Origin of the sequence: Curtobacterium sp. PhB130, assembly GCF_003755165.1 — a bacterium.
Taxonomy (GTDB): Bacteria; Actinomycetota; Actinomycetes; order Actinomycetales; family Microbacteriaceae; genus Curtobacterium.
On the sequence record NZ_RKII01000008.1, the window covers coordinates 365,910 to 379,763 of the forward strand.

At 71.2% G+C, this 13,854-nt stretch carries 14 protein-coding genes; 5 read left to right on the plus strand and 9 right to left on the minus strand.

The genetic code is table 11. The features are described from left to right. Nucleotides 1–11: 11 nt before the first annotated feature. Together EDF24_RS11725 and EDF24_RS19635 are read left to right on the plus strand one after the other, a co-directional pair. Nucleotides 12–1,157 (plus strand): Mrp/NBP35 family ATP-binding protein, encoded by a 1,146-nt coding sequence (locus EDF24_RS11725; protein ID WP_123703491.1) that lies wholly within the window; start codon nucleotides 12–14, stop codon nucleotides 1,155–1,157. A 171-nt stretch (nucleotides 1,158–1,328) separates the two neighbouring features. Further along, nucleotides 1,329–2,633 (plus strand): carbohydrate-binding protein, encoded by a 1,305-nt coding sequence (locus EDF24_RS19635; RefSeq protein ID WP_221181375.1) that lies wholly within the window; start codon nucleotides 1,329–1,331, stop codon nucleotides 2,631–2,633. A gap of 95 nt (nucleotides 2,634–2,728) precedes the next feature. Here EDF24_RS19635 and EDF24_RS11735 read toward each other — a convergent pair whose 3' ends face one another. Then, complete coding sequence (locus EDF24_RS11735) at nucleotides 2,729–3,097, minus strand: twin-arginine translocase TatA/TatE family subunit (protein WP_123703044.1); 369 nt, start codon at nucleotides 3,095–3,097, stop codon at nucleotides 2,729–2,731. A 61-nt stretch (nucleotides 3,098–3,158) separates the two neighbouring features. Here EDF24_RS11735 and EDF24_RS11740 point away from each other — a divergent pair, with 61 nt between their 5' ends. Continuing rightward, nucleotides 3,159–3,791 (plus strand): O-methyltransferase, encoded by a 633-nt coding sequence (locus EDF24_RS11740; protein ID WP_123703493.1) that lies wholly within the window; start codon nucleotides 3,159–3,161, stop codon nucleotides 3,789–3,791. Here EDF24_RS11740 and EDF24_RS11745 read toward each other — a convergent pair. Both EDF24_RS11745 and EDF24_RS11750 read right to left on the minus strand, forming a co-directional pair. Then, nucleotides 3,788–4,516 carry an AAA family ATPase gene (locus tag EDF24_RS11745; RefSeq protein ID WP_243698303.1) on the minus strand — a complete coding sequence of 243 codons (729 nt, stop codon included), beginning with the start codon at nucleotides 4,514–4,516 and terminating at the stop codon, nucleotides 3,788–3,790. The two genes, EDF24_RS11740 and EDF24_RS11745, sit on opposite strands and share 4 nt — an antisense overlap. 104 nt (nucleotides 4,517–4,620) lie before the next feature. Then, on the minus strand, nucleotides 4,621–4,791 hold the full coding sequence (locus EDF24_RS11750; RefSeq protein WP_017887054.1) for a DUF3117 domain-containing protein: 171 nt from the start codon (nucleotides 4,789–4,791) through the stop codon (nucleotides 4,621–4,623). Between the two features lie 127 nt (nucleotides 4,792–4,918). On the opposite strand from EDF24_RS11750, the gene EDF24_RS11755 reads away from it, so the two are divergent. Next, a complete protein-coding gene (locus EDF24_RS11755) occupies nucleotides 4,919–6,070 on the plus strand; it encodes an AI-2E family transporter (protein ID WP_185021646.1) in 1,152 nt (383 codons plus the stop codon). Here the strand turns inward: EDF24_RS11755 and EDF24_RS11760 are convergent. Continuing rightward, nucleotides 6,049–7,317, minus strand: a complete 1,269-nt coding sequence (locus EDF24_RS11760; RefSeq protein ID WP_123654105.1) for a hypothetical protein — start codon at nucleotides 7,315–7,317, stop codon at nucleotides 6,049–6,051. The genes EDF24_RS11755 and EDF24_RS11760 overlap by 22 nt on opposite strands. Beyond that, nucleotides 7,302–8,384 (minus strand): succinyl-diaminopimelate desuccinylase, encoded by a 1,083-nt coding sequence (gene dapE / locus EDF24_RS11765; RefSeq protein WP_123703048.1) that lies wholly within the window; start codon nucleotides 8,382–8,384, stop codon nucleotides 7,302–7,304. The genes EDF24_RS11760 and dapE overlap by 16 nt, the downstream gene beginning before the upstream one ends. Before the next feature lie 125 nt (nucleotides 8,385–8,509). Between dapE and dapD the strand changes: the two genes are divergently transcribed. After that, complete coding sequence (gene dapD, locus EDF24_RS11770) at nucleotides 8,510–9,478, plus strand: 2,3,4,5-tetrahydropyridine-2,6-dicarboxylate N-succinyltransferase (RefSeq protein WP_123703050.1); 969 nt, start codon at nucleotides 8,510–8,512, stop codon at nucleotides 9,476–9,478. A gap of 162 nt (nucleotides 9,479–9,640) precedes the next feature. Here dapD and EDF24_RS11775 read toward each other — a convergent pair whose 3' ends face one another. From EDF24_RS11775 to EDF24_RS11790, 4 genes are all read right to left on the minus strand, one after another. After that, complete coding sequence (locus tag EDF24_RS11775) at nucleotides 9,641–10,939, minus strand: citrate synthase (RefSeq protein WP_123654108.1); 1,299 nt, start codon at nucleotides 10,937–10,939, stop codon at nucleotides 9,641–9,643. A gap of 169 nt (nucleotides 10,940–11,108) precedes the next feature. Continuing rightward, the gene (gene dapC / locus EDF24_RS11780) at nucleotides 11,109–12,227 is read right to left on the minus strand and encodes a succinyldiaminopimelate transaminase (protein WP_123703052.1); all 1,119 of its coding nucleotides are present in this window, start codon (nucleotides 12,225–12,227) and stop codon (nucleotides 11,109–11,111) included. Between the two features lie 13 nt (nucleotides 12,228–12,240). Beyond that, nucleotides 12,241–12,558, minus strand: a complete 318-nt coding sequence (gene fdxA, locus EDF24_RS11785) for a ferredoxin (RefSeq protein ID WP_123654110.1) — start codon at nucleotides 12,556–12,558, stop codon at nucleotides 12,241–12,243. A gap of 37 nt (nucleotides 12,559–12,595) precedes the next feature. Next, a complete protein-coding gene (locus tag EDF24_RS11790; protein WP_123703054.1) occupies nucleotides 12,596–13,828 on the minus strand; it encodes a PIG-L deacetylase family protein in 1,233 nt (410 codons plus the stop codon). Between the last annotated feature and the right edge of the window lie 26 nt (nucleotides 13,829–13,854).

Sequence of the window (13,854 nt, forward strand, 5' to 3'; positions counted from 1 at the left end):
CCACGCACCCGGTGGACGACGAGGCGCTCGGCGCGCGGGTCCTCACCGCGCTCGGGCGCGTCATCGACCCGGAGATCCGCCGGCCCGTCACGGAGCTCGACATGATCCGTGGTGTCGACGTCCAGCCGGGAGGCACGGTGCGCGTCGACCTGCAGCTCACGATCGTCGGGTGCCCGGCCGCCGACACGATCGAACGCGACGTCCGCACCGCCGCCGGTTCGGTGGACGGGGTGTCGTCGGTGTCCGTGGACGTGTCGGTGATGGACCCGGCGGTCCGTGCGGCCCTGACGGCGCGGCTCCGCGAGGGCCGGCCGAAGGGTGTCCAGTTCACCCCGGACTCGCTCACCCGCGTGATCGCGGTGACGAGCGGCAAGGGCGGCGTCGGCAAGTCCACCGTCACGGTGAACCTGGCCGTCGCGCTCGCCCGTCGCGGGCTCCGGGTCGGGATCGTCGACGTCGACGTGCACGGGTTCAGCGTCCCCGGGTTGATGGGCCTCACGGACGAGCGCGGCGTCGCACCGCGCCCGACCCGGGTGGACAGCATGATCCTGCCGCCGGTCGCCCACGACGTGAAGGTCGTCTCGATCGGGATGTTCGTCGACGACGCCTCCACCGCGGTGTCCTGGCGCGGGCCGATGCTGCACCGCACCGTGAACCAGTTCCTCACCGACGTGTGGTTCGGCGACCTCGACGTGCTGCTCCTCGACATGCCGCCCGGCACCGGGGACGTGGCGATCTCCGTCGGGCAGCTCCTGCCGCACGCCGAGGTGCTCGTCGTGACGACCCCACAGGCCGCGGCGGCGGACGTCGCCGAGCGGAGCGGCATCGTGGCGCGACAGACCGGGCAGCGGGTCATCGGCGTCGTGGAGAACATGGCAGGGCTCGTGCAGCCCGACGGCACCGTGCTGCACCTGTTCGGTGAAGGCGGCGGTGCGGAGACCGCGGCCCGGCTCTCCCGCGGGCAGGACTCCCCCGTGCCGGTGCTCGGCAGCGTGCCGCTCTCGGTGCCGCTCCGGCAGGGTGGCGACGCCGGCGAACCCGTGGTGCTCGGTGCCCCGGACGACCCGGCCGCCGTGGCGCTGACCGGGATCGCCGACCGGATCGTGGCGCTCGGACGCGGGCTGTCCGGCCGGAAGCTGGGACTCTCCCTGTCCTGAGCCGAGTGCTCCGGCCCCGCTCCGCTTCCCGCTCCCTGTACGTCTCTTCATGGACGCCGACTGTTGTCGAGAGCAATATGCAGGGACATTCCACAATGCTCCTGCGGAATCAGGGCGCAGGGGCATCCACCGTGCCGACATCGACGTCGGCCGAAGAACTGGAGCACTCAGGTGAACAGGAACACCAGGATCCGGATCGGCGTGATCGGCGCCGTGGCAGCAGCGGTCGTCGGGGGAACACTCGCGGCCGTCCCCGCCACCGCCGCGACCACCACCACCTGCGCGACCGCGTGGGCATCGGGGACCGCCTACAACGGCGGCGCCACCGTCAGCGAGAACGGCACGAACTACACCGCGAACTGGTGGACGCAGGGGGACGACCCCGCGACCCACTCGGGCGCGACCGGCAGCGGGCAGCCGTGGACCTCGACGGGCGCCTGCACGGGCGGCAGCACCGGGGGCGGCGGCACGGGCGGTGGGACCGGCGGCGGGACCACGACGCCCGGCAACGGCAGCACGGGCACGGCGAGCGGGCTGGTCTTCAGCCCGTACAAGGACGTCACGGTGAACCTCGACTGGAACACGAACGTGATGAACACCGCCGTCACCGGCACCCGCATCCCCGTCGTCGGCTCGTCGAACAGCCTCGTCTCGACCAAGGAGCCCGGCCTGAAGGCCATCACCCTCGCCTTCGCGACCGGGACCTGCGGCAGCGAGAACTGGGGCGGGGTCGCCGCGGACGCGTTCGCGAGCGCCAACATCCCGAAGCTCGACGCCGCCGGGGTGAACTACATCGTCAGTACCGGCGGGGCGGCCGGGTCGTTCAAGTGCTCCGGCACCGCACTGCAGAGCTTCATCGCGCGGTACGCCAGCCCCCACATGATCGGCGTCGACTTCGACATCGAGAGCGGGCAGTCCGCGGCCGACGTGCAGAACCTCGTGAGCGCGGCGGCACTGGCCCAGGCGAAGTACCCGGGCCTGCGCTTCTCCTTCACGCTGGCGACCCTCGCCGCGTCGGACGGCAGCTTCGGCGGGCTCAACAGCACCGGGGACGCCACGGTGAAGGCGATCACGGCCTCGACGCTGACGAACTACACCGTCAACCTCATGACGATGGACTTCGGACGCGCCACCACCGCGAACTGCGTGGTCGTCGGCTCCACCTGCGAGATGGGACAGTCCACGATCCAGGCGGTGACGAACCTGCAGCACACCTACGGGATCGCGGCGTCGAAGATCGAGGTCACGCCGATGCTCGGCGTGAACGACGCCTCCGACGAGGTCTTCACACTGGCCGACGCCGACACGGTCTCCTCGTACGCGAAGGCGCACGGACTCGCCGGGGTGCACACCTGGTCGCTCGACCGCGACACCCCCTGCGCCACCCCGACGAGCACCGCGTCCGCCACGTGCAGCTCGGTGACGGGGACGGCCGCCCTGGCCTGGACCGACCGCTTCCTGGCCGACCTTCGGTAGTCGGGACCCGCTGCACGACGGGAGGCCCGGTGCCAGCTGGCACCGGGCCTCCCGTCCGTCGTCCTGGCCGCGTGTCGGGCCGGAACGGATCGTTCCTAGGTGGACTCGGCGTCGTACGGCGCCTGCTCGCCTGCAGCGAGCGGGACCACCGGCGCCGACGCCCGCACCTTCGACGCGGTGACCTGGACCGTCTCTGCCGCTCCCGCACCGGTGGCGGAGTCGAGCAGCGCGTCACGGATGATCCGGCGCGGGTCGTACTGGCGCGGATCGAGCTTCTGCCAGTCGACGTCGTCGAAGTCCGGCCCCATCTCCTCGCGCATCCGGTCCTTCGCGGTGTCCGCGAACCGTCGGACGGCCTTCACGAACTCGGCGAGCTTCTGCGCGTACATCGGCAGGCGCTGCGGGCCGAGCAGGAGCACGGCAATGATCCCGATGATCAGGATCTTGTCGAGCGGGATGTTCACGGAGCGAGCCTAACCCGAACCGACCGTGCTGCGGCCTAGAGTTGTCGTCCGAGGAGTGTGCGTGTCAGAGAAAGAGTCGAACTGGAAGTTCGCGGAGGACATCGTCTCCGAGTCCGAGGTGATCGCTCGCGCGCGTGAGCACTCCCTGGAACTCGGCGTCGAGGCGATCTCGCCAGCGATCGGTGCCCAGATCGGTGTCGTCGCCGCAGCATCCCGAGCCACCGCGATCATCGAGATCGGGACGGGGCTCGGCGTGTCCGGGCTGTACCTGCTCGGCGGCGCGCCGAAAGCCACCCTCACCACGATCGACATCGAGGTGGACCACCAGCAGTACGCCCGCGACGCCTACATCGCCGCCGGCACCGCACCGTCCCGGGTGCGGCTCATCCCCGGACGCGCGAACCAGGTGCTCCCGCGGATGAACGAGGCGTCCTACGACGTCGTGCTCGTCGACGCGGACCCCGAGCACGTGATCGAGTACGTCGAACACGGGCTGCGCCTGGCACGGCTCGGTGGGACCGTCCTCGTCCCGCACGCGCTCTGGCGCGGACGCGTCGCGGACCCGGTGAAGCGGGACCGTGCCACCACCGACTTCCGGCTGCTCCTGACCGAGGTCTCGACGTCCGGTGCCGTCATCAGCGCGCTGTCCCCGGCCGGCGACGGGCTGCTGCAGATGACCAAGGTCACGAACTAGTCCGCTCCGAGGTGGCGCAGGTAGCGCTCCGGGGACGCCAGGAACGACCGCTGATTCCGCACCAGGTCGAGGTCGTCCCAGGAGCTGCGACGGATGCCCCACTCCCCCACCTCGTGGATCGTGGCGCCGGGGAACGCCGCGAGCACCGGTGAGTGCGTCGACAGCACCACCTGCCCGAGGCCGTCGTCGATGATCGCCTGCAGCAGCCCGATCAGCGTCAGGCACCCCTGGAACGACAGCGCCGACTCCGGTTCGTCGAGGATCCAGAGGCCTGGCCACTGCGACCGGTCGATCACGAAGTCGAGGAACGACTCGCCGTGGCTGCGCTCGTGGAACACGGGCTCCGGGCGGGCACCCGGGTGCTCCTCGAGGTACGTGAAGAACCCGTGCATCGTCTCCGCACGGAGGAAGAACCCGCCCTTCGGCGCACCAGGCTCACGGTGCAGGGCGATGTGCTCCCAGAGCTGCGACTCACTCGGTCGGGTGCTGTGCCCCGAGTTCGTCGACCCGCCCTCTGGGCTCATGCCGTAGGCGAGCGCGATGGCCTCGACCAGGGTCGACTTGCCGGCACCGTTCTCGCCGACGAAGACCGTGACGGTGTCCAGGTCGATCCCCTCGTCGAGGAGCTGCCGGACCGGGGCGAGCGTCGACGGCCAGACGTCGCGGGGCATCGGGTCGGCCGGGTACTCCTCGACGCGACGGACGGGGCGGCGGGATCGTGGCACGGGGCCATCATGCCGACGACCCCCGACAGCACCCGGGACGACAGCAGGCCCGGGACGAGTATCCCGGGCCTGCTGGCTGGTGCCTGTTGTGGTGCGTCGACGAACTAGGCCGAGACGACCTCGGCGAGAGCGTCGTGGAGTTCCTTCGCCTCGGCATCGTTGACCGAGACGACAAGGCGGCCTCCACCTTCGAGCGGAACCCGCACGATGATGAGTCGACCCTCCTTAACAGCCTCCATCGGCCCGTCACCGGTCCTCGGCTTCATGGCTGCCATCAGATGTCCCCTTTCGTGCAGTATGTGCACGCCCATTATCCCGTACCAGGGGGCGAACTGCGAAACCGCCCAGGTTGGGGGGTGCGGATCCCGTCGTCTTCGCGGCTCGGATTCCTAGTCTGTGGACGTGCCGACCGTTCCCTCCACGCGCCGTCCGAGCCCGCCGGACCCCTCAGCCGACCCCGTAGCCGACGCCGTCCCCGTCGGTCTCCGCATCGCCGGTGCGTTCTCCTGGCGGCTGCTCATCGTCGCCGCAGCACTCGCCGTCGTGATCGCGCTCGTGGTGGTGCTGCAGGACATCATCGTGCCGTTCCTCATCGCGCTGCTGCTCTGCGCGCTGCTCGCCCCGATGTCCTCGTTCCTGCAGCGGCACCGGTGGCCGAAGTGGACGGCGGTGCTCTCGAGCCTGGTGTGCGTCGCGCTGGCGATCGGCGCGCTCGCGCTCGTGGTGACGGCGCAGATCCGGTACGACCTGCCGTCGCTCGAACGGCGCCTGCACCACAGCGTCCGGTCGCTGCAGACCCTGCTCGACAGCGAACCGTTCGGGATCACGGCCAAGGACGTCAACGGGTGGATCTCGGACGGCTTCGACTACCTGCAGTCGCACGTGGCATCGATCCTGTCCGGGTTCCAGGCAGCGGGGACCGGTGCGGTGCACGTCCTCGAGGGCCTGTTCATCGTCGTCTTCACGACCCTCTTCGTGCTCATCGACGGCCGCCGGATCTGGACCTGGGTCCTCCGGCTCTTCCCCCGGCGTGCCCGGCCGCGGATCGGCGTCGCAGGCGAGGCGGGCTGGCACACCCTGACCAGCTTCATCCGGGTGCAGCTCGTCGTCGCGATCACGGACGCGCTCGGCGTGGTGGTCGGTGCGCTGATCCTGCAGGTGCCGCTGGCGATCCCGATCGGCGTGGTCGTGTTCCTCGGCGCGTTCGTCCCCGTGGTCGGCGCGATCGTCGCCGGGAGCGTCGCGGTGCTCATCGCGTTGGTGTTCAACGGATGGGTGCCGGCGCTGTTCATGCTCGGCATCGTGGTGCTCGTGCAGCAGCTCGAGAGCCACGTCCTGCACCCGTTCCTCACCGGCAGCGCCGTGAAGGTGCACCCGCTCGGCGTCGCACTCGGCGTCGTCGCGGGCACCACGATCGCCGGGGTCGTCGGGGCGTTCTTCGCGGTGCCGTTCATCGCGACGGTGAACGCGATGGTGCTCGCAGCGGCGAACTGGCGGCCCGACGTGCCACCGTCCGCGTCAGCCGATGCCGATCACGGTGGGGTCCAGTCGTAGCCGTCGACCCACCAGCAGTAGTACATCCACACCCACTGCAGCACCACGCAGAGCACCACCACGAGCACGCGGTAGGCGCGGGACCTGGGCAGCGCCACGATCCCGAGCAGCGGCGCGATCGGCAGCAGGATGCGCCACGTGCTCGACTGCGGGAAGAAGACCGCGAGCAGGTAGACGAGGTACGCGACGGCCCACAGCCGGAGCTCGAGGCCGATCCGGCGTGCGGGCGGCATGAACACGAACGCCGCGAAGCCGATCAGCACGACCACGAGCAGCACCGACCCCGCGGGCTGCCGGAACCACCACCCGAACCCCTGGATCCACGGGGCGAAGGGCACGAGGTCCTTCCATCCGATGTACGACGAGCGCCATGCGAGCTCGGTGTCCGTGTACGCCCGCGGCACTCCGGTGACCGCCCACGCGACGGCGGGCCACGCGAGCCCCACCAGGCCGGACACCACCGCGACGACAGCCGGTGCGACGAGCTGTCGGATGCTGCCCAGCGGCGCGAGCCGGATCCATGCGGGGCGGACGACCCACACCGCGATGACCATCACCATCAGGAGCGCGAACGCCAGCCCGGTCGGCCGCGTCATGCCGAGCAGCAGCACGACGGGGAGCATCGTCCAGAACCGACGCTCGACGAGGAGCAGCAGCGCGACGAGGAGCAGGCACAGCCCCATCGACTCCGCGTAGGCGACCTGGAACATCACCGAGAGGGGGGCGACACAGAGCAGCACCGTGGCGAACGTCGCCCGGGCCGGGTCGAGGAAGCGCCCCATCAGCCGCCGGAACACCAGCGCCGACCCCCAGCCGAAGAGCAGTGACACCGAGATCGCCACGAGCTCGAACGACGCCCCGGTCAGGGTCATCAGCGCCCGGACGAGGAACGGGTACGCCGGCATGAACGCCCACGCGTTCTCCGTCACGTGCCCGGCGGCGTCGACCGGCAGCGTCGACGGGTACCCGTTCGCAGCGATCACCCGGTACCAGGCGCCGTCCCAGATGGACGCGAACGACAGGTAGTGCGGGTGCTGCAGGGTGAACGAGTTCGCCGACTGGATGCGCGCGAACGACATGAGCAGCGCGCCCGTGACGATCCGGGCGAGCACGTACACGACCGTGATCCGCAGCCACCACGGGACCACCCGGTAGCGCGCACGCCACCGAGCCGCACCCGGGCGGGGCCGGCGCACCGGCACGGCGCCGGTGTCCCGGGACGAGCCGGTCGTCAGGCCGTCAGCCACCGACGCAGACCGTCCTCCACCGCGGTGATCTGCGCCACGGGGACCTGCTCGTCGTCGTGGTGCGCGAAGACCGGCTCGCCGGGGCCGTAGTTGACCGCGGGCACGCCGAGCGCGGAGAACCGTGCGACGTCGGTCCAGCCGTACTTCGGGCGAGGGGCCGGGCCGCCGACGGCCTCGACGAAGTGCTGCGCGAGCGGGGCGTCGAGCCCGGGGCGGGCGCCGGCGGCGAGGTCGACGATGTCCACCTGGTAGCCGTCGAAGAGCTCGCGGATGTGGGCGACCGCTTCCTCGGCGGAGCGGGACGGTGCGAACCGGTAGTTCACGTGCACCATCACCTCGTCGGGGATGATGTTCCCCGCGATCCCGCCCGTGATGCCGACCGCGTTGAGGCCCTCGCGGTACTCGAGCCCGTCGACCTCGACGGTGCGCGGCTCGTACGCCGCCAGGGTGGCCAGGATCGGGGCTGCCTTGTGGATCGCGTTGTCGCCGATCCAGCTGCGAGCGCTGTGGGAGCGCTTGCCGAACGCCCGGACCTCGGCGCGGAGGTTGCCGTTGCAGCCGCCCTCGATCTGGGCGCCGGACGGCTCGCCGAGGATCGCGAAGTCCCCGGTCAGGAGCTCGGGACGGGTGCGGGCGAGGCGGCCGAGGCCGTTCAGCGCGTCGGACACCTCCTCGTGGTCGTACCAGACCCACGTGACGTCGACCGACGGGTCGGTGAGGTCGTACGCGAGCTTCAGCTGGACGGCGCACCCGGCCTTCATGTCGACGGTCCCACGACCCCAGAGGATCTCGGTGCCGTCCTCGGCCGTCCGGAACTCCGTCGGCAGGTTGTCGTTGAGCGGCACGGTGTCGATGTGCCCGGCGATGACGACGCGGCGGTCACGGCCGAGATGCGTCCGCGCGACGATCGCGTCGCCGTCGCGGATCACCTCGAGGTGCGGCAGCGGCGCGAGCACCGCCTCGATCGCGTCGGCGAGGGCCTTCTCGTTGCCCGACACCGACTCGATGTCGCAGATGGCACGGGTGATGTCGATGGACGAGGCGGTGAGGTCGAGCGGCTCCGGCATGCCGAAAGCCTACCGGCCGCCGCACGCCGGGACCCGGGCGCCGCACGCCGGGACCCGGGCGCCGCACGCCGGGACCCGGCCGCCGTACGCCGAAACCCGGGCGCACCCCTCGCTACCCTGGAACCGTGACCGAGACGACCGACACCACCGACCGCCCCACCTCCGCCTGGGGCCACGGCCTCGCGACCGTCGCCGCCGACGGCACCGAGCTCGACACCTGGTTCCCGGAGACCCATCTCGGCGCACTGCCCGCCGACGCGGCCTTCCCACTCGAACTCCAGGAGCACATCGGCGAGGACCCCCGCCGCGGCGTCAGGATCGAGGCCGTCACGGTCGAGATCGACATCGATGCGGCACCCGCGAGCACCCCGGACGCCTACCTCCGCCTGCACCTGCTCAGCCACCTGCACGTGCGCCCGAACACGATCAACCTCGACGGCGTCTTCGGGCACCTGCCCATCGTCGCGTGGACGAACGCCGGGCCCGTGCTCCCCGCCGACCTGACGCGCCTGCGCCCGTCCCTGCAGCGCGCGGGCATCGCGGTGCACGCGATCGACAAGTTCCCCCGCCTGCTCGACTACGTGACGCCCGAGCGGGTCCGCATCGCGGACGCGAACCGGGTCCGGCTCGGCGCGCACCTCGCGCCGGGCACCACGGTCATGCACGAGGGCTTCGTCAACTTCAACGCGGGCACCCTCGGCGACGCGATGATCGAGGGCCGCGTCTCCCAGGGCGTCGTCGTCGGCAACGGCACCGACATCGGTGGCGGCGCGTCGATCATGGGCACGCTCTCCGGCGGCGGCACGCACCGGGTGTCCCTCGGGGAGCGCGCGCTCCTCGGGGCGAACGCCGGCCTCGGCATCTCACTCGGCGACGACTCCGTCATCGAGGCGGGGCTCTACGTCACCGCCGGCACGAAGGTCGTGCTCGTCGGGGCCGCGCCGAACCCGGACGGCACCCCCAGGACGGTGAAGGCCGCCGAGCTCTCCGGGGCCCCGAACGTCCTGTTCCGCCGCAACAGCCTGACGGGTGCCGTCGAGGCGCTGCAGCGCAAGGGCGAGGGCATCCAGCTCAACACCGCGCTGCACGCGTAGCGCCACCGCGGCCCGCCGCCGGCCCTCGGTCCGCCCGCCGGTTGCGCCTCCGCCCGTCCGGACCCCGCACAACCGAAAGCACCCCGAACCACGTGATCGCGTGGTGCGGGGTGCTTTCGGTTGTGCGAAGGACGCCCTCGCGCCGGGGCGCCCGCCGCAGCGTCAGCGCTCGGGCAGGTCCCGCTTCGGCGAGCCGACGTAGAGCTGCTGCGGGCGACCGATCTTGTTGAGCGGGTCGTTGTTGAGCTCGCGCCACTGGGCGATCCAGCCCGGCAGCCGCCCGATCGCGAACAGCACGGTGAACATCCGCGGCGGGAAGCCCATCGCCTTGTAGATGATCCCCGTGTAGAAGTCGACGTTCGGGTAGAGCTTGCGCTCGATGAAGTACTCGTCGGAGAGTGCGATCTGCTCGAGCTCCTTGGCGATGTCGAGCAGGTCGTCCTGCACGCCCAGGGACTCGAGGACCTCGTCCGCCGACTCCTTCACGAGCTTGGCGCGGGGGTCGTAGTTCTTGTAGACGCGGTGCCCGAAGCCCATCAGCTTCACCCCGCGCTCCTTGTTCTTCACCCGCTCGACGAAGCGCTGCACGGGCTCGCCGGAGTCCTTGATCTGCTGCAGCATCTCGAGCACGGCTTCGTTCGCACCGCCGTGCAGCGGGCCGTACAGGGCGTTGATGCCGGCCGAGATCGAGGCGAACATGTTCGCCTTCGTCGAGCCGACCAGCCGGACGGTGGCGGTGGACGCGTTCTGCTCGTGGTCTTCGTGCAGGATCAGCAGGCGGTCCAGCGCCTTCGAGAGCACCGGGTTCGGCTCGTAGGTCTCGGCCATGGTGCCGAAGTTCAGCCGCAGGAAGTTGTCGACGAACGACAGGGAGTTGTCCGGGTAGAGGAACGCCTGACCGATGGACTTCTTGTGCGCGTACGCGGCGATGACCGGGAGCTTCGCGAGGAGCCGCACGGTCTGCAGCTCGACCTTCTCCGGGTCGTCGACGTCCATGTCGTCCTCGTAGTACGTCGACAGGGCGCTGACGGCGCTGGAGAGGACGGACATCGGGTGCGCCGAGTGCGGGAGGGCGTCGAACAGGCGACGGAGGTCCTCGTGCAACAGCGTGTGCCGGCGGATGCGCGCGTCGAAGTCGGCGAGCTCGGCGTCGTTCGGGAGCTCGCCGTAGATCAGGAGCCAGGCGACTTCGAGGAAGGTGCAGTTCGAGGCCACCTGGTCGATCGGGTACCCGCGGTAGCGCAGGATGCCCTGGTCGCCGTCGATGTAGGTGATCGCGCTCTTGGTGGACCCGGTGTTCACGAACCCGTAGTCGAGCGTGTTCATCCCGGTCTGCTTCTTGAACGTCGAGATGTCGACCGTGGACGCACCGTCGACGCTCGGCAGGATCGGGAACTCCGCCTGGCCGCCCGGGTACGTCAGCGTCGCGGTCTCCGTCGCCTGCTCGGCTTCGGGACTCACGGGGACGGGCGTCGTTGGCGGTGTGGCCGTCGTCTGAGCGTCATTGGCAGTGTCAGTCACACCAACAGCCTAATCGCGCCGTCTGTCGCTCGTGCACACCCAGGTCCCTCGAACTTGGTGGGAGTCACGACTAGCGGTCGACCGGTTCGGTGGTCGGCGCTCCGGTGGTTCAGGACGAAGCGAGCCGGTGACCGCTGGTCAGACGCTGCGCCGCCGCCGCGATCCGCTCGTCGGTCGCGGTGAGCGCGATCCGCACGTGCTGCCCGCCGGCCGCGCCGTAGAAGGTCCCCGGGGCGACGAGGATGCCCCGGTCCGCGAGCCACGCGACGGTGTCGAGTGCCGGTTCGCCGCGCGTTGCCCAGAGGTACAGGCCCGCTTCGCTGTGGTCGACCCGGAAGCCGGCGCCCTCGAGCGCACGGCGGAGCATGCCGCGACGGGCACGGTACAGCGCCTTCTGCTGCTGCACGTGCGCGGTGTCCTCGAGCGCCACGATCATCGCCTGCTGCACCGGCAGCGGCGGCATCATGCCGGTGTGCTTGCGGACGGCGAGCACCTCGGCGAGGACCGCGGCGTCACCGGCGACGAAGGCGGCCCGGTAGCCGGCGAGGTTCGACTGCTTCGAGAGCGAGTACACGCTGAGCACACCGTCCAGCGAGTCCCCCCCCACGCGGGAGTCGAGGATGGTCGGCGTCGGCGTGACGTCGTAGGGCGGCTCCCAGCCGAGCTCGGCGTAGCACTCGTCCCCGACGATGACCGCGCCGAGTTCCCGGGCGCGGGCGACGGCGACGCGGAGTTCCTCGACGGAGAGGACGCGGCCGTCGGGGTTGCCCGGCGAGTTCAGCCAGATGAGCTTCGTGCCGACGGGCCACGCGGCGGGGTCGTCCGAGGCCAGCGCGGTGGCACCGACGAGCGCGGCGCCGAGTTCGTACGTCGGGTACGCGGCGGCCGGGAACACGACGGTGTCGCCGCGGCCGATGCCGAGCCAGAGCGCGAGCCCGGCGATGAACTCCTTCGAGCCGATCGTCGGCAGGGTCTGGTCCTCCCGCAGCGCGACCCCGTGCCGGCGGCCGTACCAGTCGGCGATCGCCTGACGGAGCGCGGGGGTCCCGGCGACCTGCGGGTAGGCGTGTGCGTCGGTGGCCTCGGCGAGGGCGGCGCGGACGAGCGCGGGCGTCGGGTCCACCGGCGAGCCGACGCTCAGGTCGACGATTCCGCCCTCGTGCTCCGCTGCGCGCTGCTTGAACGGGACGAGCTGGTCCCAGGGGAAGTCGGGGAGGTCGAGGGCCACGTGCGTGTCCGGCTCAGCCGCGCGGCGGTTCGGCCGCGACGACGGGGTGGTCCTTGTGGATCACGCCGACCTTCGCCGCTCCGCCGGGGGAACCGACCTCGTCGAAGAACTCGACGTTGGCCTTGTAGTAGTCGGCCCACTGGTCCGGGAGGTCGTCCTCGTAGTAGATCGCCTCGACCGGGCAGACCGGTTCGCACGCACCGCAGTCCACGCATTCATCCGGGTGGATGTAGAGCGAGCGGTCACCCTCGTAGATGCAGTCCACGGGGCATTCGTCGATGCACGCGCGGTCCTTGACGTCGACACAGGGCTGGGCGATCACGTAGGTCACGGTCGGGGTGCTCCCTTCGGAAACGAGCGCTTCGAGTCTACTCGCGGGGTGCGGCCGACCCTGACCGTCCGGCGACACCCGTCGCCGCGTCGCCCGCGGCTGGGCGCGCCGCCCGCAGTCCGGACAGGTCCGGCCAGGCGAGCGCGAGCATCGCGACGATCGCCGGCCCGAACGTCCACACGTACCCGGCGGCGTTCGCGAGCACCAGCGGGGAGCTCTGCCCACCGACGGACACCAGGACCTGCGTGGCGACGATCACCCCGATGCCGACCGCCGCGACCATCGCGCGGGACCGGTAGAGCAGCCGCACGCCGACGACCAGGCCGACCACGATGAGCGTGGTGAGGACGATGCCGATCGGGAACGCCCCGAGCGTCTGCTGGTGGGTGATCGTCCCGAGGCCACCGGCGAGCAGCCCGACGACGAGGGCGACCACGACCGCGGTGACCTTGCCCGCCGGGGACATGTCCGCGTACGTCTCGGGAGCGGCCGCGGCGGGCGGCTCGTCGTGCCGGAAGCCCTCGGTCGCCGCCGCGTGCTGCCGGACACCGTGCGGCATCACCCAGGACAGCGCGGTCGGGTCGGCGGGGTCCACCGGGTCGACGGCGACCTGCGAGCGGTACTGCTCGATCGCCGCGCGGACCTTCGCCCGCACGGGCAGGACGTCGACGGTGACGTCCGCCTCACCGGAGTCGGGGTCGACGATCATCGAGAACGGCACGTCCTCGGCCTTCGCCGCGTACCGGGCGGCGTTGTGCACCCGCACGTGGTCCGGGTGGCCGTAGCCGCCGTCGTCCGCGTAGCTGATCACCGCGTCGGCGCGGGTCGACCGGATCGCGGCGCGGACGTCGTCGACGACCTCGCCGAGGTCGGCCATGGTCAGCGAGTCGGCCGGGGCGTCGTCCGCCGCGACGGCGCGGCCGTCCGGGCCCCACTGCATGCCGGAGTCGGAGTAGCGCCGCTCGGGCAGGTCGGTCGGACGGGCTCCCGGCCCGCCGAGCCACAGGTGGGCCGGACGCCCGAGCGCGGCCAGCGCGCCGGCGATCTCGGTCTCCCGGTGCGCGGCGACGCGGCGACCGTCACCGAACAGCGGCGCGAGTTCCGGCGTGAGCATCTCGCCGCGCTCGCCCCGGGTCGCCGTGAGGACGGTGACCTCGGCGCCGAGCTCGAGGAGCGTGGCGATGGTCCCACCGGACGACAGGGTCTCGTCGTCGGGGTGGGCGTGCACGAAGAGGACGCGCTCGGGGCGGGTCGCGGGGGCCTTGGACATCGTCTCCCAGGGTACGGGACGCGCCT

Bases quoted from the DNA above. Each gene is read 5' to 3' on its own strand.
- dapE (WP_123703048.1), bottom strand. From the start codon at position 8,384: ATGCCGGAGCCGCTCGACCTCACCGCCTCGTCCATCGACATCACCCGT.
- EDF24_RS11790 (WP_123703054.1), bottom strand. From the start codon at position 13,828: ATGTCCAAGGCCCCCGCGACCCGCCCCGAGCGCGTCCTCTTCGTGCAC.
- EDF24_RS11750 (WP_017887054.1), bottom strand. From the start codon at position 4,791: ATGGCAGCCATGAAGCCGAGGACCGGTGACGGGCCGATGGAGGCTGTT.